General features: G+C 70.3%; 21 protein-coding genes and 1 pseudogene. 5 read left to right on the top strand and 17 right to left on the bottom strand.

What is annotated here, in order from left to right; translation table 11 throughout:
* The 7 genes from ACQEXA_RS37955 to ACQEXA_RS37985 all read right to left on the bottom strand — a co-directional run bounded on the left by ACQEXA_RS37955 (window position 1) and on the right by ACQEXA_RS37985 (window position 9129).
* Complete coding sequence (locus tag ACQEXA_RS37955) at window positions 1-1659, bottom strand: pyridoxal phosphate-dependent aminotransferase (RefSeq protein ID WP_432927287.1); 1659 nt, start codon at window positions 1657-1659, stop codon at window positions 1-3.
* Window positions 1660-1904: 245 nt separating this feature from the next.
* On the bottom strand, window positions 1905-3149 hold the full coding sequence (gene mmsB, locus ACQEXA_RS37960) for a multiple monosaccharide ABC transporter permease (RefSeq protein ID WP_432927285.1): 1245 nt from the start codon (window positions 3147-3149) through the stop codon (window positions 1905-1907).
* Window positions 3146-4696: a multiple monosaccharide ABC transporter ATP-binding protein gene (gene mmsA, locus ACQEXA_RS37965; protein ID WP_432927283.1), complete on the bottom strand. Its 1551-nt coding sequence runs from the start codon at window positions 4694-4696 to the stop codon at window positions 3146-3148. Before mmsA ends, mmsB begins: the two co-directional genes overlap by 4 nt.
* Window positions 4697-4740: 44 nt before the next feature.
* Entirely contained in the window at window positions 4741-5847 is a 1107-nt protein-coding gene (gene chvE, locus ACQEXA_RS37970) for a multiple monosaccharide ABC transporter substrate-binding protein (protein ID WP_432927281.1), read from the bottom strand.
* A gap of 6 nt (window positions 5848-5853) precedes the next feature.
* Complete coding sequence (locus ACQEXA_RS37975; RefSeq protein WP_432927279.1) at window positions 5854-6849, bottom strand: hypothetical protein; 996 nt, start codon at window positions 6847-6849, stop codon at window positions 5854-5856.
* Window positions 6850-6970: 121 nt separating this feature from the next.
* Window positions 6971-7975 carry a zinc-dependent alcohol dehydrogenase gene (locus ACQEXA_RS37980; protein ID WP_432927277.1) on the bottom strand — a complete coding sequence of 335 codons (1005 nt, stop codon included), beginning with the start codon at window positions 7973-7975 and terminating at the stop codon, window positions 6971-6973.
* Window positions 7972-9129 carry a mandelate racemase/muconate lactonizing enzyme family protein gene (locus ACQEXA_RS37985; RefSeq protein WP_432927275.1) on the bottom strand — a complete coding sequence of 386 codons (1158 nt, stop codon included), beginning with the start codon at window positions 9127-9129 and terminating at the stop codon, window positions 7972-7974. The genes ACQEXA_RS37980 and ACQEXA_RS37985 overlap by 4 nt, the downstream gene beginning before the upstream one ends.
* Before the next feature lie 269 nt (window positions 9130-9398).
* On the opposite strand from ACQEXA_RS37985, the gene ACQEXA_RS37990 reads away from it, so the two are divergent.
* Entirely contained in the window at window positions 9399-10157 is a 759-nt protein-coding gene (locus ACQEXA_RS37990; protein ID WP_432927273.1) for an SCO2400 family protein, read from the top strand.
* 125 nt (window positions 10158-10282) lie between these two features.
* Here the strand turns inward: ACQEXA_RS37990 and ACQEXA_RS37995 are convergent, their stop codons facing one another.
* Window positions 10283-10717: a MarR family winged helix-turn-helix transcriptional regulator gene (locus ACQEXA_RS37995; RefSeq protein WP_360996706.1), complete on the bottom strand. Its 435-nt coding sequence runs from the start codon at window positions 10715-10717 to the stop codon at window positions 10283-10285.
* 101 nt (window positions 10718-10818) lie between these two features.
* Between ACQEXA_RS37995 and ACQEXA_RS38000 the strand changes: the two genes are divergently transcribed.
* Together ACQEXA_RS38000 and ACQEXA_RS38005 are read left to right on the top strand one after the other, a co-directional pair.
* The gene (locus tag ACQEXA_RS38000; protein WP_432927271.1) at window positions 10819-11841 is read left to right on the top strand and encodes an NADP-dependent oxidoreductase; all 1023 of its coding nucleotides are present in this window, start codon (window positions 10819-10821) and stop codon (window positions 11839-11841) included.
* A gap of 83 nt (window positions 11842-11924) precedes the next feature.
* Window positions 11925-12716 carry an EI24 domain-containing protein gene (locus tag ACQEXA_RS38005; protein ID WP_432927270.1) on the top strand — a complete coding sequence of 264 codons (792 nt, stop codon included), beginning with the start codon at window positions 11925-11927 and terminating at the stop codon, window positions 12714-12716.
* Here the strand turns inward: ACQEXA_RS38005 and ACQEXA_RS38010 are convergent.
* Both ACQEXA_RS38010 and ACQEXA_RS38015 read right to left on the bottom strand, forming a co-directional pair.
* A pseudogene (locus tag ACQEXA_RS38010) lies at window positions 12703-13958 on the bottom strand (pyroglutamyl peptidase). The gene ACQEXA_RS38005 and the pseudogene ACQEXA_RS38010 overlap by 14 nt on opposite strands.
* A gap of 92 nt (window positions 13959-14050) precedes the next feature.
* A complete protein-coding gene (locus ACQEXA_RS38015) occupies window positions 14051-14998 on the bottom strand; it encodes a LysR family transcriptional regulator (protein WP_432927268.1) in 948 nt (315 codons plus the stop codon).
* Between the two features lie 49 nt (window positions 14999-15047).
* On the opposite strand from ACQEXA_RS38015, the gene ACQEXA_RS38020 reads away from it, so the two are divergent.
* Window positions 15048-15437, top strand: a complete 390-nt coding sequence (locus ACQEXA_RS38020) for a RidA family protein (RefSeq protein WP_432927266.1) — start codon at window positions 15048-15050, stop codon at window positions 15435-15437.
* Between the two features lie 93 nt (window positions 15438-15530).
* Here ACQEXA_RS38020 and ACQEXA_RS38025 read toward each other — a convergent pair whose 3' ends face one another.
* From ACQEXA_RS38025 to ACQEXA_RS38035, 3 genes are all read right to left on the bottom strand, one after another.
* The gene (locus ACQEXA_RS38025; protein WP_432927264.1) at window positions 15531-16130 is read right to left on the bottom strand and encodes a TetR/AcrR family transcriptional regulator; all 600 of its coding nucleotides are present in this window, start codon (window positions 16128-16130) and stop codon (window positions 15531-15533) included.
* A gap of 286 nt (window positions 16131-16416) precedes the next feature.
* On the bottom strand, window positions 16417-17391 hold the full coding sequence (locus tag ACQEXA_RS38030) for an aldose epimerase family protein (protein WP_432927262.1): 975 nt from the start codon (window positions 17389-17391) through the stop codon (window positions 16417-16419).
* Window positions 17392-17401: 10 nt separating this feature from the next.
* Window positions 17402-18304, bottom strand: coding sequence for an SGNH/GDSL hydrolase family protein (locus tag ACQEXA_RS38035; RefSeq protein WP_432927260.1), 903 nt, complete (start codon window positions 18302-18304; stop codon window positions 17402-17404).
* A 239-nt stretch (window positions 18305-18543) separates the two neighbouring features.
* Between ACQEXA_RS38035 and ACQEXA_RS38040 the strand changes: the two genes are divergently transcribed.
* Window positions 18544-19038, top strand: coding sequence for a DUF3145 domain-containing protein (locus ACQEXA_RS38040; RefSeq protein WP_359399306.1), 495 nt, complete (start codon window positions 18544-18546; stop codon window positions 19036-19038).
* A 95-nt stretch (window positions 19039-19133) separates the two neighbouring features.
* Here ACQEXA_RS38040 and fabF read toward each other — a convergent pair whose 3' ends face one another.
* The 4 genes from fabF to ACQEXA_RS38060 all read right to left on the bottom strand — a co-directional run bounded on the left by fabF (window position 19134) and on the right by ACQEXA_RS38060 (window position 22872).
* Window positions 19134-20405 carry a beta-ketoacyl-ACP synthase II gene (fabF, locus tag ACQEXA_RS38045; protein WP_432927258.1) on the bottom strand — a complete coding sequence of 424 codons (1272 nt, stop codon included), beginning with the start codon at window positions 20403-20405 and terminating at the stop codon, window positions 19134-19136.
* Window positions 20406-20526: 121 nt separating this feature from the next.
* The gene (locus tag ACQEXA_RS38050; RefSeq protein ID WP_432927257.1) at window positions 20527-20775 is read right to left on the bottom strand and encodes an acyl carrier protein; all 249 of its coding nucleotides are present in this window, start codon (window positions 20773-20775) and stop codon (window positions 20527-20529) included.
* A gap of 103 nt (window positions 20776-20878) precedes the next feature.
* A complete protein-coding gene (locus ACQEXA_RS38055; RefSeq protein ID WP_432927255.1) occupies window positions 20879-21940 on the bottom strand; it encodes a ketoacyl-ACP synthase III in 1062 nt (353 codons plus the stop codon).
* A gap of 17 nt (window positions 21941-21957) precedes the next feature.
* Window positions 21958-22872 carry an ACP S-malonyltransferase gene (locus tag ACQEXA_RS38060; RefSeq protein ID WP_432927254.1) on the bottom strand — a complete coding sequence of 305 codons (915 nt, stop codon included), beginning with the start codon at window positions 22870-22872 and terminating at the stop codon, window positions 21958-21960.
* Window positions 22873-22949 lie beyond the last annotated feature (77 nt).

The following is a 22949-nucleotide window of genomic DNA, read 5'->3' on the forward strand; positions in this document are numbered from 1 at the left end:
TCAGCCGACCTGGTTGTACATCGCACCCGCCGCCGGCCAGCCGGTCGGCTCGGGGACCGGCTCCGGCTGGGTGCGGCCGCGGACCTGGGCGGCCGTGAGGCCGCCCGCGGCGGGCATGCCGCGCCGGTTCTGCGCGGCCGCCGCCAGCCCGGGCAGACCGGTCTGCGGAACGGGCTGCAAGCCGGTCGCGGGGGCCGGAGTGACCCCCGGCGGCATCGCGGGGGCCATGGGGACGGCGGCTGCCGGGGCGGGCATCGGTACCGGCATCGGCGCGGGTGCCGGCATGGGAGCGGGCATGGGCACGGGTGCCGGCATGGGAGCGGGCATGGGCACGGGTGCCGGCATGGGGGCAGCCGGCGTCGGCAGCGGAGCCGGCGTGGGCATGGGCGCCGGGGCCGAGCCCGGGGCCAGCGGCATCGACGCGGCCTGGGAGGCGAGTCCCATGACACCGGCCCCGTTCGTCTGGCTGACGAGCCGGTCCACCGCCGCCGTGCCCGAGCTGTAGCTGGTCCCCGTGCTCAGCTCGGGCACGGCGGCTCCCCTCCTGGTCCCGTAGAGCACCTGCTCCATGGCGGACACCAGGCGACGCACGTCCACCTCGGGGCGCACCACGAGCCGCAGGAAGCGGCTGGATGAACCGATCTTGTTGCCGCACTCGCGGACCAGGATCCGGTGCTCGGTCAGCAGCCGGTCCCTGACCACGGTGCCCTCGGCGCCGACGGGGAGGCGCACGAAGAGGAAGTTGCCCTGCGACGGGTAGACCGTCAGGCCGGGGAGCTGGGAGAGCTGGCGCGACATGTCCAGGCGGTCCCGGCGGACCTGGTGCAGGCTCTCCATGTACTCGGAGGCGTGCTCCTTCAGCATGAACACCACGTGCTCGGCGAAGGAGTTGAGGTTCCACTTCGGCAGCATCGAGCGGACCTTGCCCGCGAGCGAGGGGTTGGCGACCAGATAGCCGAACCGTATGCCGTGCAGGCCGAAGTTCTTGCCGAGGCTGCGCAGCACGATGACGTTCGGGCGCATCACGGCGTCCTGGACGACGCTCGGTTCGTTCTCGGCGTCGGCGAACTCCAGGAACGACTCGTCGATCACCACGAGGTCCAGATCCGCCATCGCGTCCATGAACTGCACGAGCGCCTGACGGTGCACGAACCCGCCGTCGGGGTTGTTCGGGTTGCAGACGACGGCGACGCGGGTGCCGCGTCTGCGGATGAACTCGGCGTACTGCGCCAGGTCCAGGGCGAATCCGCTGGACTCCTGGAGCGGGAACATGTCGACGCGCTTGCCGGTCTCCATCGGCTGGTCGGTCCAGCGGCCGAAGGTGGGGACGGGGACGGCGAGGGACTCGCGGACCAGCAGGTGGTCGATCCAGGTGATCAGCTCGGTCGAGCCGTTGCCCATCGCCACGCACTGCGGCGGCAGCTGGAGCAGGTTGCACAGCTCGGCCGTGATCGTGTCGGCGCTGCTCGGGTAGTAGGTGACGATCTCGCGCAGCCGCGTCGCCATCTCGTCGAACATGGCGGACGTGGGGAAGTACGGGTTGCACGGGATGCAGAAGTCCACCGGGCCGGTACCGTCGCCACCCTCCCGCGTCAGCGCTGCCATCGAGGGGCTGTGCGCTGCGGTGCTGCGGAAGAGCGAGGTGACGTTGTCGGCCATGGAACCTCCGTATGAGGCGGGCCCGGTGGGGACGACCGGGCCCGTCGACTTTCAGATGGCCCGTGCAGGGGGGAGCACGGGCCGCCCTTTCATACGGATGCGCGGGAGGCGGTGTTCAACTGATGTGAAAGAGATGTGTCTTCGGGAACCGTTCCCGCTGGTGGCGCGTCACGCGCCCGGCGAGTCGGGGACGGGTCGCACGAGGAAGCGCAAGGCCCCCACCGCCGGGTGGGGGCCTTGCCGGCTCACGAACCGGACTTGCGTTTGTTCCACACGTCGAAGCCGACCGCCACCAGCAGGGCCAGGCCCTTGATGACCTGCTGCCAGTCGGTGCCGACGCTGAGAAGGTTCATGCCGTTGTTCAGCACGCCGAGGACAAGACCGCCGATGATCGCGCCGAGGACGGTGCCCACACCGCCGCTCATGGACGCGCCGCCGATGAACGACGAGGCGATCGCCTCGAGCTCGAAGTTCACACCCGCCTTCGGTGAGGCCGCGTTCAGGCGGGCCGCGACGACCAGACCGGCCAGGGCCGCGAGCACGCCCATGTTCAGGAACACCTGGAAGGTGACCCGCTTGTCCTTGACGCCGGACAGCTTCGCCGCCGGCAGGTTGCCGCCGATCGCGTAGATGTGGCGGCCGAAGACGGCGTTGCGCATCACATAGCCGTAGCCGGCCACGAGGACACCGAGGATGATCAGCACGATCGGGGCACCCTTGTAGCTGGCGAGCAGCAGCGTCAGGACGAACACCGCGGCGACCAGTGCGACGAGCTTCAGCGCGAACAGCCGCCCGGGCAGCACGTCGAGGGCGAACTCCTGCTGCCGCCGCCGGTCCCGCATCTCCTGCCGTACCACGGCTGCGATCAGCACGAGGCCGAGGAGCAGTGTGAGGTTGTGGTAGTTGGTGTTCGGGCCGACCTCGGGCAGGAAGCCGTTGCCGATCTTCTGCAGCCCGTCCGGGAACGGGCCGAGGGTCTGCCCCTTGAGCAGGATCTCCGTCAGACCGCGGAACAGCAGCATCCCGGCGAGGGTGACGATGAACGACGGTATGCCGAGATACGCGATCAGGAACCCCTGGACCGAGCCCGCGACCGCGCCCACCAGCAGGCACAGCACCAGGGCGAGGGGCCACGCCACATGATGGCTGACCGTCAGCACGGCGGCGAACGAGCCGACGAACGCCGTCAGCGAACCGACCGAGAGGTCGATGTGCCCGGCGATGATCACCAGCATCATGCCGATCGCGAGGATCAGGATGTAGCTGTTCTGCAGCACAAGGTTGGAGACGTTGCGCGGCAGCAGCAGGTCCCCGCCGGTCCAGATCTCGAAGAGGACGACGATCAGGCCGAGCGCGATCAGCATGCCGTACTGCCGCATGTTGCGGCGCAGACCGTTCAACATCAGCTGGAGCAGACCCTCGCCGCCGGCCGATCCGCCTCTGCCCGGCGGCGCGGGGGCCGGGGTCTTCGCGGTCACATCGGCGCTCATCGCGTCACCTCTTTGTCCTTCGTCATATGGCGCATCAGCACTTCCTGCGTGGCCTCGGCCCGCGGCACCTCACCGGTCAGCCTTCCGGCGGCCATCGTGTAGATGCGGTCGCACATACCGAGCAGCTCCGGCAGCTCGGAGGAGATGAAGACGACCGCCTTGCCCTGGGCGGCCAGCCGGTCGATGACCGTGTAGATCTCGTACTTGGCGCCCACGTCGATACCGCGCGTGGGTTCGTCCAGGATCAGCACATCGGGCCCCGAGAAGATCCACTTGCTGAGGACGACCTTCTGCTGGTTGCCTCCGGACAGCTTGCCCACCGGTTCGAAGACGGTCGGCGCCTTGATGTTCATGGACTTCCGGTAGCCCTCGGCGACCTGCCGTTCCTCGTGCTCGTCGACCACGCCCCGCTTCGCCACCTTCTTCAGCGCCGTCAGCGAGATGTTCCGGTTGATCGTGTCGATGAGGTTCAGTCCGTAGTGCTTGCGGTCCTCGGTGACGTACGCGATGCCGTGTCCGACCGCCTCGGCGACGGTCTTCGTACGGATCTCCCGGCCGTCCTTGAGCACCGTGCCGCTCGCGTAGCGGCCGTAGGCGCGCCCGAAGACGTTCATCGCCAGCTCGGTGCGCCCGGCGCCCATCAGTCCCGCGATGCCGACGATCTCTCCGCGCCGCACCTGGATCGACACATCGTCGACGACCTTGCGCTGCTGGTCGATCGGGTGGAACACCGTCCAGTTGCGGATCTCCAGCGCCGGGGCCGCGTCCTCCCCGGCCTCGTGCGGAGTGCGTTCGGGGAAGCGGTGGTCGAGGTCGCGGCCCACCATGCCGGCGATGATCCGCTCCTCGGTCGTCTCCGGCGCCTTCACATCGAGCGTCTCGATCGTGCGTCCGTCGCGCAGGATGGTCACCGAGTCGGCGACCCGGCGGATCTCGTTCAGCTTGTGGGAGATGATGATCGAGGTGATGCCCTGGTTCTTCAACTCCAGGATGAGATCGAGGAGTTTGCCGCTGTCCTCGTCGTTCAGGGCCGCCGTCGGCTCGTCGAGGATGAGCAGCTTCACCGACTTCGACAGCGCCTTCGCGATCTCCACCAGCTGCTGCTTGCCCACGCCGATGTCGGCGACCCTGGTCTCCGGGTGCTCGTCGAGACCGACGCGGCGCAGCAGTTCCGTGGCGTGCTTGAGGGTGTCGTTCCAGTTGATGAAGCCGCGCGTGGCGTGCTCGTTGCCAAGGAAGATGTTCTCGGCGATGGACAGGAACGGCACCAGCGCCAGCTCCTGATGGATGATGACGATGCCGTGCTGCTCGCTCGCCCGGATGTCCCTGAAGCGGCAGATCTCCTCCTCGAAGAGGATCTCGCCTTCGTAGGTGCCGTGCGGATGGACGCCGGAGAGCACCTTCATCAAGGTGGACTTCCCGGCGCCGTTCTCCCCGCACATGGCGTGGACCTCGCCCTGACGGACGGTCAGGGTGACGTCCGACAGCGCCTTGACGCCGGGAAAGGTCTTGACGATCGAGCGCATTTCCAGGACGGGTCCCGCCATGGTCGTGCCTTCCAATCAGTGTGGGGTCGGGTACGGCCGCGGGGTCACTTGAGCTCGGCGTCGGTGTAGTAGCCGCCCTTGACCAGGGTCTCCTCGTAGTTGGTCTTGTCGACGCTCACCGGCTGCAGCAGGTACGACGGGACGACCTTCGCGCCGTTGTCGTAGGTCTTGGAGTCGTTGACCTCGGGCTTCTTGCCGGCCAGCACGTCGTCGACCATCGTCGAGGCGACCTCGGCGAGCTTGCGGGTGTCCTTGTAGACGGTCTGCGTCTGCTCACCGGCGATGATCGACTTCACCGAGGCCAGCTCGGCGTCCTGGCCGGTGACGACCGGAAGCGGCTTGCTCTTGCTGCCGTAGCCGTCCGACTTCAGCGAGGACAGCACGCCGATGGAGATGCCGTCGTACGGCGACAGGACGGCGTCGACCTTCTGGCTCTTGTACGAGGAGGTGAGGATGTCGTCCATGCGCTTCTGCGCGGTGGCGCCGTCCCAGCGCAGGGTGGTGACCTTGTTGAGCGCGGTCTGGCCGGAGCGGACGACCAGCTTCGTGCTGTCCATGTACGGCTTCAGGACGCTCATCGCGCCGTTGAAGAAGTACTTGGTGTTGTTGTCGTCGTTGGAGCCGGCGAACAGCTCGATGTTGAAGGGGCCCTTGCCGTCCTTCAGGCCGAGCTTGTCGACGATGTAGCCCGCCTGCAGTTCGCCGACCTTGGTGTTGTCGAAGGAGGCGTAGTAGTCGACGTTCTTGGTGCCGAGGATCAGCCGGTCGTAGGCGATGACCGGGATGTGGGCGTCGGCGGCCTCCTGGAGCACGTTGTTCAGCGACTTGTTGTCGATGGCCGCGATGATCAGGCCCTTGACGCCCTGGGTGATCAGGTTCTCGATCTGCGAGACCTGGGTGTCCGGGTCGTCCTCGCCGTAGACGAGCTTGGTCTTGTAGCCCTTGGCCTGGAGGTTCTTGACGACGTTGTTGCCGTCGGAGATCCAGCGCTCGGAGGACTTCGTCGGCATCGCGATGCCGATCGTGCCGCCCTTGGCGCTCCCCTTGTCCTCCTTGCTGCCGCCCTCGCTGTTCTGGCCGCAGGCGGACAGGGTCAGGGCGAGGGAGGCGGCTGCGGCTGTCGCGGCGAGAGCGGCTCTACGAGTGCGCATGGCTGATCAGTCCTCGTTCTTCTCGTCGTTGAGTGGGGTGACATCAGTGGGAAACCGGTGCAGCGGGCCGGGCAGCCGGGAGCCGAGCGGCGCCATGTCGCCGTCCGCGCCGTGCCGGGCGAGCAGGTCGAGAGCGAGCCGGCCGCGCCGCACCCGCTCCCGGGCGGTGTCCAGGGTCAGGTCCCGCAGATGGGTGCCGTACGGGTAGATCCCGGGGGCCTTGGACAGACCGAACTTCAGATACAGCGGTGCGCCGCGCCGGATGAGCTCGGCGACCTCGTACATCCGCACATAGCCGCCGAGGTCGTCGGGGGCCTCGATGTACATGTCCATGGGGGCGGCGGAGACCCGCCGGATCTCGGTGAGGTGATCGAGCGTCAGGTCGCTCGGTACGTTGAGGGAGTCGGCGCCGAGGTGCTCGAAGACGGAGTACGACGCCGGGTTGACCGGCCCGATGAGCGCGGACACCTTGAGGGTGGTGTCGGCCGGGATGATCCCCGCCGTGCGGGCCCGGTGCAGCGTCCAGAGCACCCCCTCGTCGGCGACGAGCAGGCACTTGACGCCCAGTTCCGTGGCCCGGACGGCGTCCTCGACACAGCCGGCGACGGCGTCGTGGCCGCGGGCGCGCAGCCCGGCCCCGCGCGAGTCGGTTCGTACGGAGCCGCCGATGTCCCAGGTCCCGCGCGGCCCCGTGAACAGGCACAGCTCGATGTCGCGCTCACCGGTCGCCTCGACCATCTCGGTGATCTCGGCGTCGGTCAGCATCCACACCCCGCTGCCCTGGCTGATGCGGTGGATGGGCACGTCGAGCCGGGAGGACTCCTTGAGGACCACGGCCAGCGCCTCGGGTCCCTCGCACGAGGGGATCTCGGTGCGCCAGCGGCCGCCTCCGGGGAAGGTGTGCGGAGAGGCGTCGGCGGGGGAAGGGACGGGAGCGCCCAGGCCGAGCGCGGCGAGCACCTGCTCACCGGGCCTGCGGGCTGCCGTAGCGGAGTCGGTCACAAGGCGTCCTTCACGTTCGGTATTTCGGACAACGTTCGTGTTGTGGGGCGTGGAGAGGCCGGGTGGTACGCCGGCACGGAACTCGTCGGGTGATTCCGTGCCGGCGTACGGTCCGGGAGTGTCAGGGACGCAGCAGGACCTTGCCGACCTTCGGATCGCCGGACCCCAACAGTTCCATGGCCTGCGGGAACCCGTCGAGCGGCAGTTCGTGTGTGATCAGGGGCAGCGGATCGAGCAGCCCGGCGCCGAAGACCCGGACCGTGTGCGCCCAGGCGTCCGGCGGCGCCCCGAAAACGGTGTGCACCTCCAGTTGCCGTACGACGAGATCGGTGGGGTCGAGGCCCTCGGCGCCGGGTGCCGGGATGCCGGTGAGGACGAGGCGTCCGCCGCGCCTGGGCAGGGCCGCTGCGGTGCGCGCGGCGGAAACGGACCCGGCGGTCTCGATGACGACGTCGAAGCCGGCCGGGAGGTGTTGGTCCCGGGTGCGGAAGTCGGTGGCGCCGAACTGCCGGGACAGTGCCTCGCGGTCGTCGCGGGTGCCGACCACCAGCAGCTCGGCCGGGGAGAGGGCCTTGAGGAACTGCACGGCGAACATGCCGAGCGTGCCGGTGCCCACCACGGCGACGCGCTCGCCGGGCCGGGCGTTCGCCTTCAGCGCGGCGGCCGCGATACAGGCGGCGGGCTCCAGCAGGGCCGCCGCCGTCAGGTCGGCGTCCTCGGGGAGGACGTGCAGCAGACGGGCAGGGAGTGTGAGGGTGGCGGCCATCGCGCCCGGCTGGGTGAAGCCCGTCTCCTCGTACCCCGATGTGCACAGGGTCGTCTCGCCCGCGTGACAGCGGTCGCACACCTGGCAGTTGCGGAAGCCCTCCCCGACGGTTGCGCGGCCCACGAGTGCCTCGGGCACTCCGGCGCCGACCGCTTCGACGGTGCCGGACCACTCGTGACCGGGCACGAGGGGATAACGGACGTAGCCCTCGGGCCGGTTGCCCTGGAAGACCTCGCGGTCGCTGCCGCAGATGCCGACGGCGTGCACCCGTACGAGTGCCTCTCCGGGGCCCGGCGCCACCGGTTCGTGGCGGGCCAGACGGTGCACGCCCGGCGCCTCGACGACGACCTCGGTGCTCACTGCGTCCCCTTCGGCTTGCGCTGCTCCCAGCCCTCGGCCCACAGGTCGAACCGGGCCTGCTGCTGCGGGAACTCGGCCGCTGCGTCGGTGTCCAGCTCCACACCGAGCCCTGGGGCGTCGGAAAGGTGGAAGTAGCCGTCGACGACCTCGGGCGCGCCCTTGACCACCTTCTTGATCTCCGCGTCCGCGAAGTCGTTGAAGTGCTCGAGAATCTTGAAGTTCGGGGAGGTGAAGCCGACCTGGAGGGAGGCGGCGGTGAGCACGGAGCCGCCCACGTTGTGCGGGGCCACCAGCATGTAGTGGGTCTCGGCCGTGGCGGCCAGCTTCCGGGTCTCCCAGATGCCGCCGATGTGGCCGACGTCCGGCTGGAGGATGTCGGCGGCCTGGTTCTCGAACAGCTCGCGGAACTCGATGCGGTCGTGGATGCGTTCGCCGGTGGCGACCGGGATGTCGACCTTCGCGGCGACCTTCTCCAGCGCCTTGAGGTTCTCGGGAGGCACCGGCTCCTCCAGCCAGGCCGGCTTGAACGGCGCGAGCTCGCGGGCGAGCCGGACGGCCGTGGCCGGGGAGAAGCGGCCGTGCATCTCCAGCATCAGCTCGGTCTCCGGGCCGATGGCGTCGCGGACGGCCTCGATGAGGGAGACGGAGTAGAGGGTCTGTTCGTGGTCGAGCTCGAAGTGGCCGGTGCCGAACGGGTCTATCTTCAGGGCCCGGTAGCCGCGGGCGACGACCTCCTGGGCGGCCTTGTGGTACGCCTCGGGTGTCCGTTCCGTCGTGTACCACCCGTTGGCGTAGGCCTTGACCCGGTCGGTGACCTTTCCGCCGAGGAGCTGCCAGACGGGGACGCCGAGTGCCTTGCCCTTGATGTCCCAGCAGGCCATCTCGACGACTGCGATGCCCGACATCACGATCTCGCCCGCCCGGCCGTAGTCGCCGTACTTCATCCGGCGGACCAGCTCTTCCACCGCGAACGGGTCGGAACCGAGAATGTGGTTGGTCTCCGCCTCGCGCAGATAGCCGATCAGCGCGTCCGTGTGGCCGAGCATCCGGGTCTCTCCGACTCCGGTGACGCCCTCGTCGGTGTGCACCTGGACGTAGGTCAGGTTGCGCCATGGCGTCCCGACCACGTGTGTGCTGATTCCGGTGATGCGCACGGCAGTTGCCCCTCGCTGCTCGGACGGTGCCTCGTCGGCTCAGACTGGCGTGTTCGAAATTTCGTCACGCGTTCGAAATGCTGGCGTGACAGTAAGGAGGGGGCGGCGGGGGTGTCAATGGGGCGTACGCATAACGGTTTCGGCAAGCGATCCGGGAACGCCGTAGCGCTCCGTGTTCAACTCGCCACACCGTTCAGGGTGGTTCAGCACACAACTTTCACAGCTGCCCCTAGGAACGTTACCCGTGCGGAATTTAGTCTTCCCGCGTCATGGACTATTGCCACCCGTGCCGAAGGCACCTCAACGGCGCCCTCGCCTGCCCGGGGTGCGGCACACCTGTCGAAGAACTGCACGCGTACGCCGCCGCGGAGGAGGAGGGCAAACACCCCGCCGGCGACGGTTACGAGGGATACGACGGCACGGACGGTTCCGAGGAACCCGAGGTGCCGTACGAGGACGAACCCGCGCGGCCCGGGCGGTCGCAGGGCCGGCGGCGGTCGAAGGCGCGCGTCGCCTCGGGCGACGGTGACGGCGCTCCCGAGGGACGGGCCGGGCGTCGCGACCGCAAGGCCGCGGCCCATCGCCGGCGGCGCAGGCGGGTGCTGTTCGTGGGCGCCGGGCTGCTGCTGGCGGCGGGTGCCCTGAGTTTGGCCGAACTCGGCATAGAGGCGCCCGGGACCAATCCGAAGACCGCGGCCGCCGGGGACGCGACGGCGGACGGCGGCGCCTCCGTGAAGGAGAGCACCGCGATGCCCGATGGCAGCGGTGCCGCCGGTGGGACCTCGATCTCCGCATCGACCTCCGCGTCTCCGTCGGCGTCGGAGTCCGCCAAGGACAAGAAGAAGGCCGACAAGGAGACACCGTCGCCGACCGCGACGGTCCTCCCGACCCGCACGGTCCAGGCCCCCCAGCCGACGCCGTCGTCCACGCCGAGCAGCGCTCCGGCGACGAAGCCGCCCTCGGCCAGCCCGACTCCGCGACCGTCGCCGACGAAAACCTGCAACCGTTTCCTGTGGTGGTGCACCTGAGCGGTCCGCGGGTCGAACGGAGGCGCCGCTCGACTTCCGGACCGCCGGGCCGTCCCCGGCGCCCGGCTTCCGGGGGCGCCTGAGCCGGCACGTTGGGCGGCCGCGGCGGGTGACCGCGCGGTGCCCTACGCCCCCAGCATCCGGCGGAGCAGGTCCCGCAGGGACAGCCGTTCGGCGTCGGACAGTCCCGCCAGCGGCTCGCGGGCGAAGTCGAGGGAGTCGCGCAGGCCGCGCGCGACTCGGCGGCCCTCCTCCGTGGCCACCGCGAGCTTCACACGGCGGTCGGCCGGGTCCGGGTGGCGCTCCACCAGACCCCGCGCCTCCAGCCGGTCCACGATCCCGGTGACGTTGGACGGCTCGCACTTCAGCTTCTGCGCCAGCCGCCGCATCGGCAGCGGTTCGAGCGAGAGCAGGCCGAGCAGTCGCGCCTGCGCCCCGGTCAGCGCGTGCTCGGCAGCGGCCTCCTCGTACTCTTCGTGGTAGCGGGCCACGACCGTGCCGATGAGCTCCACGACCTCCAGGGTCAGGGGGTCTATGCGGGATGTCTTCTGGGTGGCCATGGCATCCAGGCTACCCTGTTACTTGACAGCATGAAATATTCAGGCGCATGGTTGTTTCAGGTAGTGAAGTACTCAAAGCCGCAGCCGTGAGGAAAGGCGCCATGACCGATTCCCCCACCCTCCCCTCCGTCAGCCGCGAATGGCACCTGGTCAGCCGCCCGGTCGGCTGGCCCAAGCCCGAGGACTTCGCCCTGGTCGAGGCGGAGATCCCGCAGCCGGGCGAGGGCCAGGTGCTCGTACGGAACAAGTACGTCTCCGTCGACCCCTACATGCGCGGCCGCATGAGCGCCGCCAAGTCGTACGCGGCCCCCTACGAGCTGGGCCGGCCGATGCAGGGCGGCGCGGTCGGCGAGGTCATCGCCTCCAACGTCGAGGGGATCGAGGCCGGCGACCACCTCCTGCACTTCCTGGCCTGGCGCGAGTACGCGGTGGTGGACGGCAAGCAGGCCGTCAAGGTCGACCCCGAGGCCGCTCCGCTCTCCACCTACCTCGGCGTGCTGGGCATGACCGGCCTGACCGCCTACGCCGGTCTGCTGCGCACCGCCTCCTTCAAGGAGGGCGACTCCGTCTTCGTGTCGGGTGCCGCCGGTGCGGTCGGCAGCCAGGTGGGCCAGATCGCCAAGCTCAAGGGCGCCTCCCGGGTCATCGGTTCCGCGGGCTCCGACGAGAAGGTCAAGCTCCTGCTGGAGGAGTACGGCTTCGACGCCGCCTTCAACTACAAGAACGGTCCGGTGAGCCGCCAGCTGCGCGAGGCCGCTCCGGACGGCGTGGACGTGTACTTCGACAACGTCGGCGGAGAGCACCTGGAGGCCGCCATCGGGTCCCTCAACCAGGGCGGCCGGATCGCCGTCTGCGGCATGATCTCCGTCTACAACGACACCGAGCCCGCGCCCGGCCCGAAGAACCTCGTCCGCCTCATCCAGACCCGTGGCCGTATCGAGGGCTTCCTCGTCGGCGACCACTACGACCTGCAGCCGCAGTTCGTCCAGGAGGTCGGTCCCTGGGTCCGCTCCGGCGACCTCAAGTACCGCGAGACCGTGGTCGAGGGCATCGAGAACAACCTGGAGGCGTTCTTCGGCGTGCTGCGCGGCGACAACATCGGAAAGATGATCGTCAAGCTCTGACAGCAGCCCGCAGTTGCCCGCGGCGGCCGGCCTCGCCGCGGGCACGCTCCTCGGTGCCCGGCCGCGTGGGTAAAGTCTCCCCCATGCATGATCTCGGGGCGGGATTCGTTCATCTCCTGAAGGGCCAGCGATGGGTGGCCCGGCACGGCAGGCAGTACGGCTTCGGCCTCCTGCCGGGGCTGATAACCCTGGTGCTGTACACGGCGATACTCGTCGCCCTGGCCCTGTGGGGCGATGACGCCGTCACCTGGGCCACACCGTTCGCCGACACCTGGCCGAGCCCCTGGCTCGGCCTCTTCCGGGGCTTCCTCACGGCCGTCCTGTTCGCCCTCGCCCTCCTCCTCGCCGTGCTCACCTTCACGGCGGTCACCCTTCTCGTCGGGCAGCCCTTCTACGAGAGCCTCTCGGAGCGGGTCGACCGCGATGTCTCCCCGGACGGCACCGCCCCGCAGTCGGGCCTGCCCCTCCACCGCGAACTGTGGATCTCGACGCGCGACAGCCTCCGCATCCTCGTCCGCGCGGCGCTCTGGGGCGTCCTCCTGTTCGCCCTCGGCTTCCTCCCGATCGTCGGGCAGACCGTCGTCCCCGTGGCCGGCTTCTTCGTCACCGGCTTCTTCCTCACCGAGGAACTCACCGCCGTCGCCCTCCAGCGCCGCGGCGTGGAACTCCGCGAGCGCCTCACCCTGCTGCGCTCGCGCAAGCTGCTCGTCTGGGGCTTCGGCACGCCCCTCGGCCTGGCCTTCCTCGTCCCCCTCGTCGCGGTCTTCCTGATGCCGGGCGCGGTCGCGGGCGCCACGCTGCTGGCCCGCGACCTGCTGGGCGAGGAGTCGGCCGGGGCGGAGGACCCCAAGGGTGAGCAGGTCAGCCGCGCCTGACGCCGAACGCGGTGTCCGCGGCCACCGTCACGATGGACCTCACCTGGGCGATGATGGCGAGCCGGTTGCGTACGAACTCGGGGTCGGTGACCGTGCCGGTCGCCGGGTCCGTGTTGCCCGTCCCGAACTGCAGGACCGGGGTGTGGACATGCCCGCCCGGCAGCGTGTCGTGCAGCCCGAGCCGGTCCCGCAGCAGCGTCGCCCGGTAGGCGATCTCGTTCGAGAGGTAGTCGCCGCCGCCCCCGGCCCGGGCCACCGAGCCGGCCGTCGGTCCGTCCGTACGACGGGAGCCGTGCCGCCCGCCGGGATCTCGGTCACCTCGGTGTGGTCGTACACGGGGAAGCGCCCGGTGTCCGCGGCGACGATCGCCCGGTACGGGAGGGTGGTCGACGTCCACTGCGGCTGCGTGGCGGGGTCCGCGACCGGGACGGTCTCCGTCCGGCCGATGGTGTCGTTGTCGGGGAAGCCGCCCCGCCAGGCCCCGTTGGTGCGCTCGATGTCGAAGCGGCCGATCCTGCCCTGGCTCACGGTGGTGAACAGGTCGGCCTTCGGCAGGTACGGCCGCAGCGTCCGCTCGACCACACCGTCGGTGAAGTCCTTCCAGCGCACCGGGAACACCACGGTCTCGATGCGCGCCGGGCCGTGGGCCGTCTCGATCGTGGTGCCGTCCAGGGCGAGCGCGGTGGCCCCGGAGGGGTTGGAGATCCGGATGTCCCGGTCCAGCGTGAACGGGTCGAACCCGGTCAGCAGGATCCGCTGCACACCCTTGCCGTGCGGGTAGCGCACGGTGTCCTGGCCGCGCGAGGTCACCTCCAGCTCGGACAGGAGCCGTTCCCGCTGGGTGCCGGTGAGACCGAACCGCGGCTCCCAGGTCCGCACTTCACGGGTCATCCCCAACCGCGCCCAGTACAGCGGCCGATCGTCGTCCCTGCTGAGGTCGCCGCCGGTCGCGCCCCGGCCCTGTGCCCGGTCGACGGCCCGCCGCCACAGCGAAGACCCCTGCCGGGCGACGACCCGCTCGGCCTGTGTGTAGGAGTGGGTCTTCGCCAGCGCCCGCGCCAACTCCGGGGCCATGGAGTCGAATCCGGAGCGCTTCAGGATCTCCTGCGGGACGGCCCGGTCGAGCCGCTGCTCCTCGGCGGTCGTGGTGGCGGCGGGTTCGGCGGTCGCCGTCTGCGGGGCCGTGAGCCCCGCGAGCAGGGCCAGTCCCAGGACGCCGCTCCGCACACGTAGGGAAGTCAAGGGAGTTCAGGTCCTTCCGTCGCAGTGGGGTGCGTGGTGCCGGACGGGCGCAGTATCGCGTGGCGGCCGTGGTGCGTGCCACGGTGCGGGACTCAGACGGGCAGTCGCGCCGCCGCCTCGCGGAGCGCTTTCACGAACGCCTCCGCGGCGGGGGTCAGGGACCGCCCCCGGGCCGTCGCCGCGTACACCGCGCGCGCCGGCGCCGCCTCGTCCAGGACCGGGAGCAGTACGACGTCCGGGCGCACCGAGTCCGCCGCCAGGGCCGGGACCAGGGCCACGCCGAGACCGGCCGCGACGTACCCGAGCTTGGCTGTCCACTCGGCCACGACGTGCGCGATGCGAGGCCGGAAGCCGTGGCGCAGGGCCGCGTCGAGGAGGGAGCCCTCGGGGCGTGGGGTACCGGATATCCAGTCGGCGTCGGCGAGTTGGAGCAGTCGCACCGGGCCGCCGTCGGCGAGCGGGTGGCCCGCGGACACGGCGACGTACAGGGTCTCGTCAAGGAGGTGATGGAGTGTGAAGTCCGCCAGGGGAGCCGTGCCGGTCGTGGAGACCACCGCCAGGTCGAGACGGCTCGCGGCCAGCCCGTCGAGGAGTCCCGGGGTCAGGCCCTCCTCGCGGGTGAGGCGGACCCCGGGATGGCGGGCGGCGAACGCGGCGATGGCCTGGGGCACGAGCGCCGCGTCCGCCGTGGGGAAGACACCGATCCGCAGCCGGCCCCCGGTCGCCTCACGCAGCGCGGCCAGGTCGCGGGCCGCGTCGTGCAGCCGCTCCACCACCGTCTCGGCGTGCGGTACGAGCACCAGCCCGGCCTCCGTGAGCCGCACCCCTCGCGGCAGCCGGTCGAATAGCGGGGTCCCGCCCAGTGCCGACTCCAGCGCCGAGATCTGCCGGGAGACCGCGGACTGGGTCCAGCCGAGCCGCCGCGCCGCCACCGTGAACGAGCCCTGCCGTGCGACCTCGAGGAAGACCCGCAACCAGACGGTGGTCAGACCGGGGACGCCGGACAGGTTCTCGTCATGCGGGAGAAGCATGGCAGCCATGCTAGACATTCGCTTGTTGCATCCCATGCCCGGCCATAGCGTCGACGGCATGGAGATCACCCTGGACAACCCCGCCTCCGCACCCCAGCCGCTGAGCCCGTACTACTCCCAGGTCGCGCGCGTCGGGTTCGCCGACGGCAGCGCGCTGCTGTTCCTGTCCGGACAGATCGCCGAGGGCGCGACCCTCGCCGAGCAGAGCCGGGGCGTCTTCGAGACGATCGACGCGCTGCTCACGGCGCACGGGGCGGCCCTGTCGGACATCGTCAGCATCCGCACCTACCTGACGGACATCTCCAGGCTCGACGAATACGGCTCCGTACGACGCGAGTTCCTCACCGGAACCCCGCCCACCAGCATGACCTTCGAGGCGACCCGGCTGTTCCGCCCCGAGGCGCTGATCGAGGTGGAAGTGGTGGCGGCGGTGCCCGCCGGCAGGTGAGTCCGCAGCGAAGGAAAGCGCGAACCCGGGCGTGCTCTTCCTCGTCGAAGCCGGCGCGTCCGCGACCACGGGTGCGCCGGGGTTCACGGCCGTTCAGCGTCCGCCCGTCGGTTCCGGTGCCGCCTCGCCCAGCAGGACCAGGAAGTCCCGGAACGCTCCCGGCATGTCCACCGAGTCCGGATCGAGCAGCCACTGGTACTGCAGTCCGTCCATCACGGCCACCAGCAACGGGGCGGCGCGCTCGGGTGTCAGGCCGCTCGGCAGCCGCTCCCCGTACTCGGCGCGCAGCATCGCCGCCATGCTCGTGCGCACGCCGCGGTACCGCTCGGTGAAGTACCCACGCGCCGGGTGCCCCTCCGTGACGCTTTCGCCGAGCAGCGCCGCGAACGTCTGCACGATTCCGCGCCGCATCGCGTTGTACTCGATGAGCGCGGCGAGCAGGTCCGGACGCCACCGGCCGTCGGGTACCGCGTCCCACTGGTCCCGCTCCTTGAGCACCGTGACCAGCAGCGCGTCCTTCGTCGGGAAGTAGTGCAGCAGCCCCTGCTGGGTCAGGCCCACCCGCTCGGCGACCGCCGCCATGCTCGCTCCGCGGTAGCCGCGCTCGGCGATCACTTCCAAGGCCGCACGCACGATCTCCGCGCGCCGTTCCTCCCTCCTGGACCTGGCCGTCATGGCGTCGCGGTACGACATGCGTATCGCCCGCATGTCGCGGCAGGACCACGAGATCTGTCGCTCCACAGGCGGCTACCGGTACGCCATGCGGGTGCGAGGTCCGGGGTGTGAACTCGAACGCCTGGTCGTTTGTGAAGGGTTCGTACGAGATCCAGGCCCGGCGCTCGATCGCGGACCACCGGCGCACGACGGGGATTAACGTCTGATCCGGGGCAGGCCTCCCCGCGAGCAGCCCCGGTCCGGGACCTGACCCCTGGACCGGGGCTCGGGGCGTTGCGGGGCCGGTGCCGCGCGGCGGGAGCGGCTAGGCCCTTACCCCGAAGGCGTACACCGTCTCCGAGCGGTACACCTCACCCGGTCGCAGGACGGTGCTCGGGAAGTCCGGCCGGTTCGGGGAGTCCGGGAAGTGCTGCGTCTCCAGCGCGATCCCGTCGCCGGGGGCGAACGGGGCACCGAGGTGGTCCGCGGTGTAGAGCTGGAGCCCGGGCTCGGTCGTGGCCACGGTGAGTACCCGCCCGGATGCCGGATCGTGCAGTTCGGCGACCTCTTCCGGGGTCGCGGTCACGCCCTTGTCGAGCACGAAGTTGTGGTCGTAGCCCACGCCGGTCTTCCGCGCCGTGCGGAAGTCGAAGCGGGTGCCCGTCACGTCCGCCGGTTCGCCCGCCGGGATCAGGTCCCCGTCCACCGGGGTGATCCGGGATGCGGCGATGCGCAGTTCGTGCCCGCCCGCATGCCCCGAACCGGACAGGTTCCAGTAGGAGTGGTTGGTGAGGTTGACGACGGTCGTCGCGTCCGTGACCGCCTCGTAGGCGATCCGCAGCGCGCCCCGCGCATCGAGGGTGCAGGTCGCCGAGACCTCCAGCCGGCCGGGGAAGCCCTCTTCGCCGTGCGGGCTCACCCGGGACAGCCGTACGCCGTGCTCGACCGGCTCCATGTCCCACACGCGCTTGTCGAATCCGCGCGCACCGCCGTGCAGCGAGTTCGGCCCGTCGTTCGGCTCGAGTGCGTAGCTCCGGCCGCCCAGCGGGAAGCGGGCACCCCCGATGCGGTTGGCGTACCGGCCCACCAGCGCACCGAGATACGGCTCCGGATGCTCCAGATAGCCGTTCAGCCCGGGGAAGCCCAGCACCACGTCCGCCCGGCGTCCGTCCCGGTCGGGGATCTCCACCGACTGCACGATCCCGCCGTACGACAGGACCCGCACGCGCACCCCGTCCCGCTCGAGCGTCCAGCGGCGTACCGGGGTGCCGTCGGGAAGTGTGCCGAAAAGTTCGCTCATGTGGGAAACACTAGGTCACGGGGTCCTTCGCCGTGACGGTGCGGTAGGCGATCTCCGCGAGCCGTGCCTGACCGTTCCTGCTCGGGTGGAACCAGTCCCATTGGCTGAGCTGGTCGGTGCCGAAGCGGTAGTCGAAGACCGCGTTGCCGTCGAAGCGGCACCTCCGGTCCCGCGCGCACACCTCTTTCAGGACCTTGTTGTACGCCTCCACGCGGGCCTGCACCTTGTCGCGCCGCTTCGTCGCCGCCTCGTCCAGCGCGTCCGCGTTGCCGAGCATCGACGGGCAGATCCCCAGCTTCCACACCTCCTTGCCGATCGGGCTGGTGCGGCCCTGCGACCACAGCCGCTTCAGGTTCGGCACGCTGGAGACGTAGACCTGCGCCTTGGGCTGCTCGTCACGCAGTGCCGCCATCGCCTCCTCGAACTGGGCGCGGAAGTCGGCGACCGAGGTCATCGCGGAGGGGGAGGGCCGACAAGCGTCGTTGGCGCCGACCATCACGGTCACCAGCTCCGGTTTCCGCCGCGCGGCCTGCACCATCTGCCCGGCCAGATCGGACATCCGGGCCCCGGTCACGGCGTAGTTCCAGCTCTTGAGGGCGGCCCCGGTCGCCCCGAGCAGCCGTACCGCGAGGCTGCCGACGCCGGCGTCGCTGCCCGTCGCCCACGAGACCTCGGGGCAGTCGGACAGCACGTTGCACGCGTCGAAGCCGCGGGTGATGGAGTCGCCGACGGCGGCGATCGAGCCCGGGGAGCGGTTCCAGAGCTGCGCCGGCCTCGGGGACGGCCGCGACTGCTCGGTGGTCGTCTGCGAAGCGGTGCCGTCGCCCCCTGAGGCGTCGCACCCGGCGAGCACGAGAAGAGCCGCCGCCGTGACCGCCACCACGGTCCGTGGGCGGTGGCTTCGCTTCCGCATCCTGGTCCCCTCGTTCGTTGTCCATGGCCCGGCGGTCCATGGACGCCTTAGTTCGGCAGCGCTTCGGACACGCTGGGTCAGTCGCGCGTCCCCTTGGGTGAAACATCGGAGTTTACGGCCGTCCGGACCGACGGTACGTCACACTCCTTGCGCCGCAGCACGGTAGCCTCGCCCCGTGGCCGCTCTGCCACGCACGTTCCGTAAAGTTACAAGATGTCGCGGTCTGCCCGGAGGTTCAGGTGACGACACGTGGAGTCCTGTACGTACACTCCGCGCCACGCGCACTGTGCCCGCACGTCGAGTGGGCGGTCGCGGGCGTGCTGGGCACGCGCGTCAACCTCGACTGGATCCGGCAGCCCGCGGCTCCCGGCACCTGGAGATCCGAGTTCTCCTGGCAGGGCGAGCCCGGCACCGCCTCCAAGCTTGCCTCCGCCCTGCGCGGCTGGCAGTTGCTGCGCTTCGAGGTGACCGCGGAACCGTGCCCGACCGCCGAGGGCGAGCGCTACAGCTGCACCCCTGACCTCGGTATCTTCCACGCCGTCACCGGCATCCACGGCGACATCCTGATCCCCGAGGACCGGCTGCGCGCCGCACTGGTGCGCTCCCAGCGCGGCGAGACGGACCTCGAGGCCGAACTCGCCAGACTGCTCGGCAAGCCCTGGGACGACGAGCTGGAGCCGTTCCGCTACGCGGGTGAAGGCGCCCCGGTGCGGTGGCTGCACCAGGTCGTCTGAAGAGCACCTGACGACGGCTGAACGGCACGCGACGACAGCCGAAGGGCCCCCGCCGAGCGGCGGGGGCCCTTCATACGTGACGGGGACGGTGCGCGTCAGACCGTGCGGAACGCCAGGACGACGTTGTGGCCGCCGAAGCCGAACGAGTCGTTCAGCGCGGCGATCCGGCCCTCCACCGGCAGCTTGCGGGCCTCGCCGCGGACGACGTCGGCGTTGGCCTCCGCCTCGGGGTCGATGTTCTCGATGTTGATCGTCGGCGGGGCGACGCGGTGGTACAGCGCGAGGACGGTCGCCACCGACTCCACTCCGCCCGCGCCACCGAGCAGATGACCGGTCATCGACTTGGTCGCGGACACCGCGATGTGGTCCGCGTCGTCGCCGAAGACCTTGCGCAGCGCCTTCAGCTCGGCCACGTCACCGGCCGGCGTCGAGGTGGCGTGCGCGTTGACGTGCATGACCTCGGCCGGGTTCAGGTCGGTGTTGTCGAGCAGGTTCTGCAGGGCGTACGAGATGCCGCGGCCCTCGGGCTCGGGCTGCACGATGTCGTGGCTGTCGGCGGAGATACCCTGGCCGACCGCCTCCGCGTAGACACGGGCACCGCGCTTGGCGGCGTGGTCGGCGGACTCCAGGACCAGGACGCCCGCACCCTCGCCGAGGACGAAGCCGTCCCGGTCGGTGTCGTAGGGACGCGAGGCGCCCTGCGGGTCGTCGTTGTTCTTGGACATCGCCATCATGTTGCCGAACGCGGCGATCGGCAACGGGTGGATCGCGGCCTCCGTACCGCCGGCGACGACGACGTCGGCGCGGCCGGTGCGGATCATCTCGATGGCGTAGCCGATGGCCTCGGCGCCCGACGCGCACGCGGACACCGGGGTGTGCACACCGGCACGGGCGCCCACGGCCAGACCCACGTTCGCGGACGGGCCGTTCGGCATCAGCATCGGCACGGTGTGCGGGGAGACCCGGCGGACGCCCTTCTCCCTCAGTACGTCGTACTGGTCGAGCAGCGTGGTGACACCGCCGATGCCGGAGGCGATGACGGCACCGAGACGGTCGGGGTCGACGCTCGAGTCCTCACCCGCCTTGTCGGTGAAACCGGCGTCCGCCCAGGCCTCCTTGGCCGCGATCAGCGCGAACTGCGCGGAGCGGTCAAGGCGTCGGGCCTGGGGCCGCGGGATGACCTCGGACGGCTCCACGGCGATCTGCGCGGCGATGCGGACCGCCTGCTCGGCGGCCCACTCCTGCTCGAGGGGGCCGACACCGGACTTGCCGGCGACGAGGCCCTCCCAGGTAGAGGCCGCGTCGCCACCCAGCGGTGTGGTTGCGCCGATACCGGTGACGACCACGGTGCGATTGGTCGAGCTCACGGGAATTCTTTCTCCAACGGATGCGAGGATTCAGCGGCGCCACCGCCGGGTGGCGGGGCGACGGCCCGAAGGCCGGGCCACCGGCCCGGCGTTGGGCAGTCTGCCCAGGTTGATCGGTTGATCAGACCTGGTGCTTGAGGATGTACTCGGCGGCGTCACCGACGGTCTTGAGGTTCTTGACGTCGTCGTCGGGGATCTTCACGTCGAAGCGCTCCTCGGCGGCGACGACGACCTCGACCATGGACAGCGAGTCGACATCCAGGTCGTCGGTGAAGGACTTGTCCAGCTGGACGTCCTCGGTGGGGATCCCGGCGATCTCGTTCACGATCTCGGCGAGACCGGCGACGATCTCTTCCTGAGTGGCGGCCATGTCAGGCGCTCCTTCGTATGTATCCAGAGGGTGTGGCGCCCACCGCGTCAGCGGCAGGTGCTTGCAGTTCCCGTGTCGGACCGCTTGATCCGGCACGGAGTGCCTAGGGGAGGGTAACGACCGTCGCGGCGTACACGAGACCCGCCCCGAAGCCGATGACGAGCGCGGTGTCGCCGCTCTTCGCCTCGCCGGTCGCCAGGAGCCGCTCCATCGCGAGCGGGATCGAGGCGGCCGAGGTGTTGCCGGTGGTGCGCACGTCGCGGGCGACCATGACGTGCTCCGGCAGTTTGAGAGTCTTCACCATCGAGTCGATGATCCGCACGTTCGCCTGATGCGGGATGAAGACGTCCAGGTCGTCCGCGCTGATCCCGGCCGCGTCCAGCGCCTGCTGGGCGACCTTCGCCATCTCGAACACGGCCCAGCGGAACACCGCCTGACCCTCCTGGGTGATCGCGGGGAACTTGACGTTGCCCTCGCTGTCCACCGGGAGCCCGGAGACGTCGGCCGTGGAGGTCCCGCCGATCGAGCCGATCCGGGCGTGGAACTCGTTCCAGGGCACCGTCTGCTTGATCGTCTCGGACTTGTCGCCCTCCGAACCCCACACCGTCGGGCCGATGTGCGGCTCTTCGGCGGGGCCCACGACGACCGCGCCCGCACCGTCGCCGAACAGGAAGGCGGTGGCCCGGTCCTCCAGGTCGGTCAGGTCCGAGAGGCGCTCCACGCCGATGACGAGGACGTACTGCGCGGACCCCTCGACGATCATGCCCTTGGCGAGCGTGAGGCCGTAGCCGAAGCCCGCGCAGCCGGCCGAGATGTCGAACGCGGCGGCCTTGTTCGTACCGAGCTTGTCGGCGATCTCGGTGGCGATGGCCGGGGTCTGGCTGAAGTGCGAGACGGTGGAGACGACGACCGCGCCGATCTGCTCGGCGTCGATCCCGGCGTCGGCGATCGCCTTGCCGGACGCCTCGATGGACATCGCGGCGACGGTCTCCTCGTCGTTCGCCCAGTGCCGGGTCTCGATGCCGGAACGCGAGCGGATCCACTCGTCGGAGGAGTCGATCTTCTCCAGGATCACCTCGTTGGGGACCACCCGGACGGGGCGGTAGCCGCCGACGCCGAGGATGCGCGCGTAGGGAGCGCCCTTCGGTGCCTTGATCTTCGACATGCTCACGGGTCTCCTGATCAGGCGCTGTGCTCGGCGATGAGCTCGCGAGCCGCGTCGAGGTCGTCGGGGGTCTTCAGGGCCAGCGTCGTGACGCCGGGCAGCGCTCGCTTCGCAAGGCCGGTCAGGGTGCCGCCGGGGCACACCTCGATCAGCGCGGTCGTGCCCAGCTTCTCGAAGGTCTCCATGCACAGGTCCCAGCGGACCGGGTTGGCGACCTGGCCGACCAGGCGCTGGAGCACCTCGGGGCCGGTCTCGACGGCCTGCCCGTCCTTGTTCGAGACGTAGGTGACCTTCGGCTCCGCGGGCGCCAGCGCCTCGGCGGCGTGCGCCAGGGCGTCGACCGCGGGGGCCATGTGGTGGGTGTGGAAAGCGCCCGCGACCTTCAGCGGGACGACACGGCGCACTCCCTCGGGCTTGTCGGCCTCGAGGGCGGCGAGCTGCTCCAGGGTGCCGGCGGCGACGATCTGCCCTGCGCCGTTCACATTGGCCGGGGTCAGACCGAGCCTCTCCAGATGCGGGATCGTCGTCGTCGGCTCGCCGCCGAGCAGCGCCGACATGCCCGTGGGCGTGATGGCGGCGGCGTCGGCCATGGCCAGCCCGCGCCGGCGGACGAGCGTCAGAGCGGCCGCGTCCTCGAGGACGCCCGCGAAGACGGCGGCGGTGATCTCACCGACACTGTGGCCGGCGACCGCCCCGGGAACGATGTCACCGAGTGCCGCGGCGGACAGCAGACCGGCGGCGACCAGCAGCGGCTGGGCCACGGCGGTGTCCCTGATGGCGTCGGCGTCGGCCTCCGTGCCGTAGTGGGCGAGGTCGAGCCCGATGGCGTCCGACCAGGCGGCGATACGGTCGGCGGCGCCGGGGAGTTCGAGCCAGGGAGTCAGGAAGCCGGGCGTCTGGGCGCCCTGGCCGGGAGCGACGAGTACGAGCACTCTCACACTCTCTCTTGGGGACGGCCAAAGCCGCCCGTGAGGACAGGGACGAAGAACCGCAGGGGGTTTTGTGGGCC

Origin of the sequence: Streptomyces sp. CA-106110, from assembly GCF_050936285.1 — a bacterium.
In the GTDB taxonomy this organism is placed as follows: domain Bacteria; phylum Actinomycetota; class Actinomycetes; order Streptomycetales; family Streptomycetaceae; genus Streptomyces.

What these genes read in the sequence shown, in the direction of transcription:
- ACQEXA_RS38000 (WP_432927271.1), top strand. Translation starts at nt 10,819, where the DNA reads ATGACCGATTCCCCCACCCTCCCCTCCGTCAGCCGCGAATGGCACCTG.
- mmsB (WP_432927285.1), bottom strand. Translation starts at nt 3,149, where the DNA reads ATGAGCGCCGATGTGACCGCGAAGACCCCGGCCCCCGCGCCGCCGGGC.
- mmsA (WP_432927283.1), bottom strand. Translation starts at nt 4,696, where the DNA reads ATGGCGGGACCCGTCCTGGAAATGCGCTCGATCGTCAAGACCTTTCCC.
- ACQEXA_RS37955 (WP_432927287.1), bottom strand. Translation starts at nt 1,659, where the DNA reads ATGGCCGACAACGTCACCTCGCTCTTCCGCAGCACCGCAGCGCACAGC.
- ACQEXA_RS38020 (WP_432927266.1), top strand. Translation starts at nt 15,048, where the DNA reads ATGGAGATCACCCTGGACAACCCCGCCTCCGCACCCCAGCCGCTGAGC.
- ACQEXA_RS38030 (WP_432927262.1), bottom strand. Translation starts at nt 17,391, where the DNA reads ATGAGCGAACTTTTCGGCACACTTCCCGACGGCACCCCGGTACGCCGC.
- ACQEXA_RS38035 (WP_432927260.1), bottom strand. Translation starts at nt 18,304, where the DNA reads ATGCGGAAGCGAAGCCACCGCCCACGGACCGTGGTGGCGGTCACGGCG.
- ACQEXA_RS38050 (WP_432927257.1), bottom strand. Translation starts at nt 20,775, where the DNA reads ATGGCCGCCACTCAGGAAGAGATCGTCGCCGGTCTCGCCGAGATCGTG.
- ACQEXA_RS38005 (WP_432927270.1), top strand. Translation starts at nt 11,925, where the DNA reads ATGCATGATCTCGGGGCGGGATTCGTTCATCTCCTGAAGGGCCAGCGA.
- ACQEXA_RS37995 (WP_360996706.1), bottom strand. Translation starts at nt 10,717, where the DNA reads ATGGCCACCCAGAAGACATCCCGCATAGACCCCCTGACCCTGGAGGTC.
- ACQEXA_RS38055 (WP_432927255.1), bottom strand. Translation starts at nt 21,940, where the DNA reads ATGTCGAAGATCAAGGCACCGAAGGGCGCTCCCTACGCGCGCATCCTC.
- ACQEXA_RS38015 (WP_432927268.1), bottom strand. Translation starts at nt 14,998, where the DNA reads ATGGCTGCCATGCTTCTCCCGCATGACGAGAACCTGTCCGGCGTCCCC.
- chvE (WP_432927281.1), bottom strand. Translation starts at nt 5,847, where the DNA reads ATGCGCACTCGTAGAGCCGCTCTCGCCGCGACAGCCGCAGCCGCCTCC.
- ACQEXA_RS38025 (WP_432927264.1), bottom strand. Translation starts at nt 16,130, where the DNA reads ATGTCGTACCGCGACGCCATGACGGCCAGGTCCAGGAGGGAGGAACGG.
- ACQEXA_RS37990 (WP_432927273.1), top strand. Translation starts at nt 9,399, where the DNA reads ATGGACTATTGCCACCCGTGCCGAAGGCACCTCAACGGCGCCCTCGCC.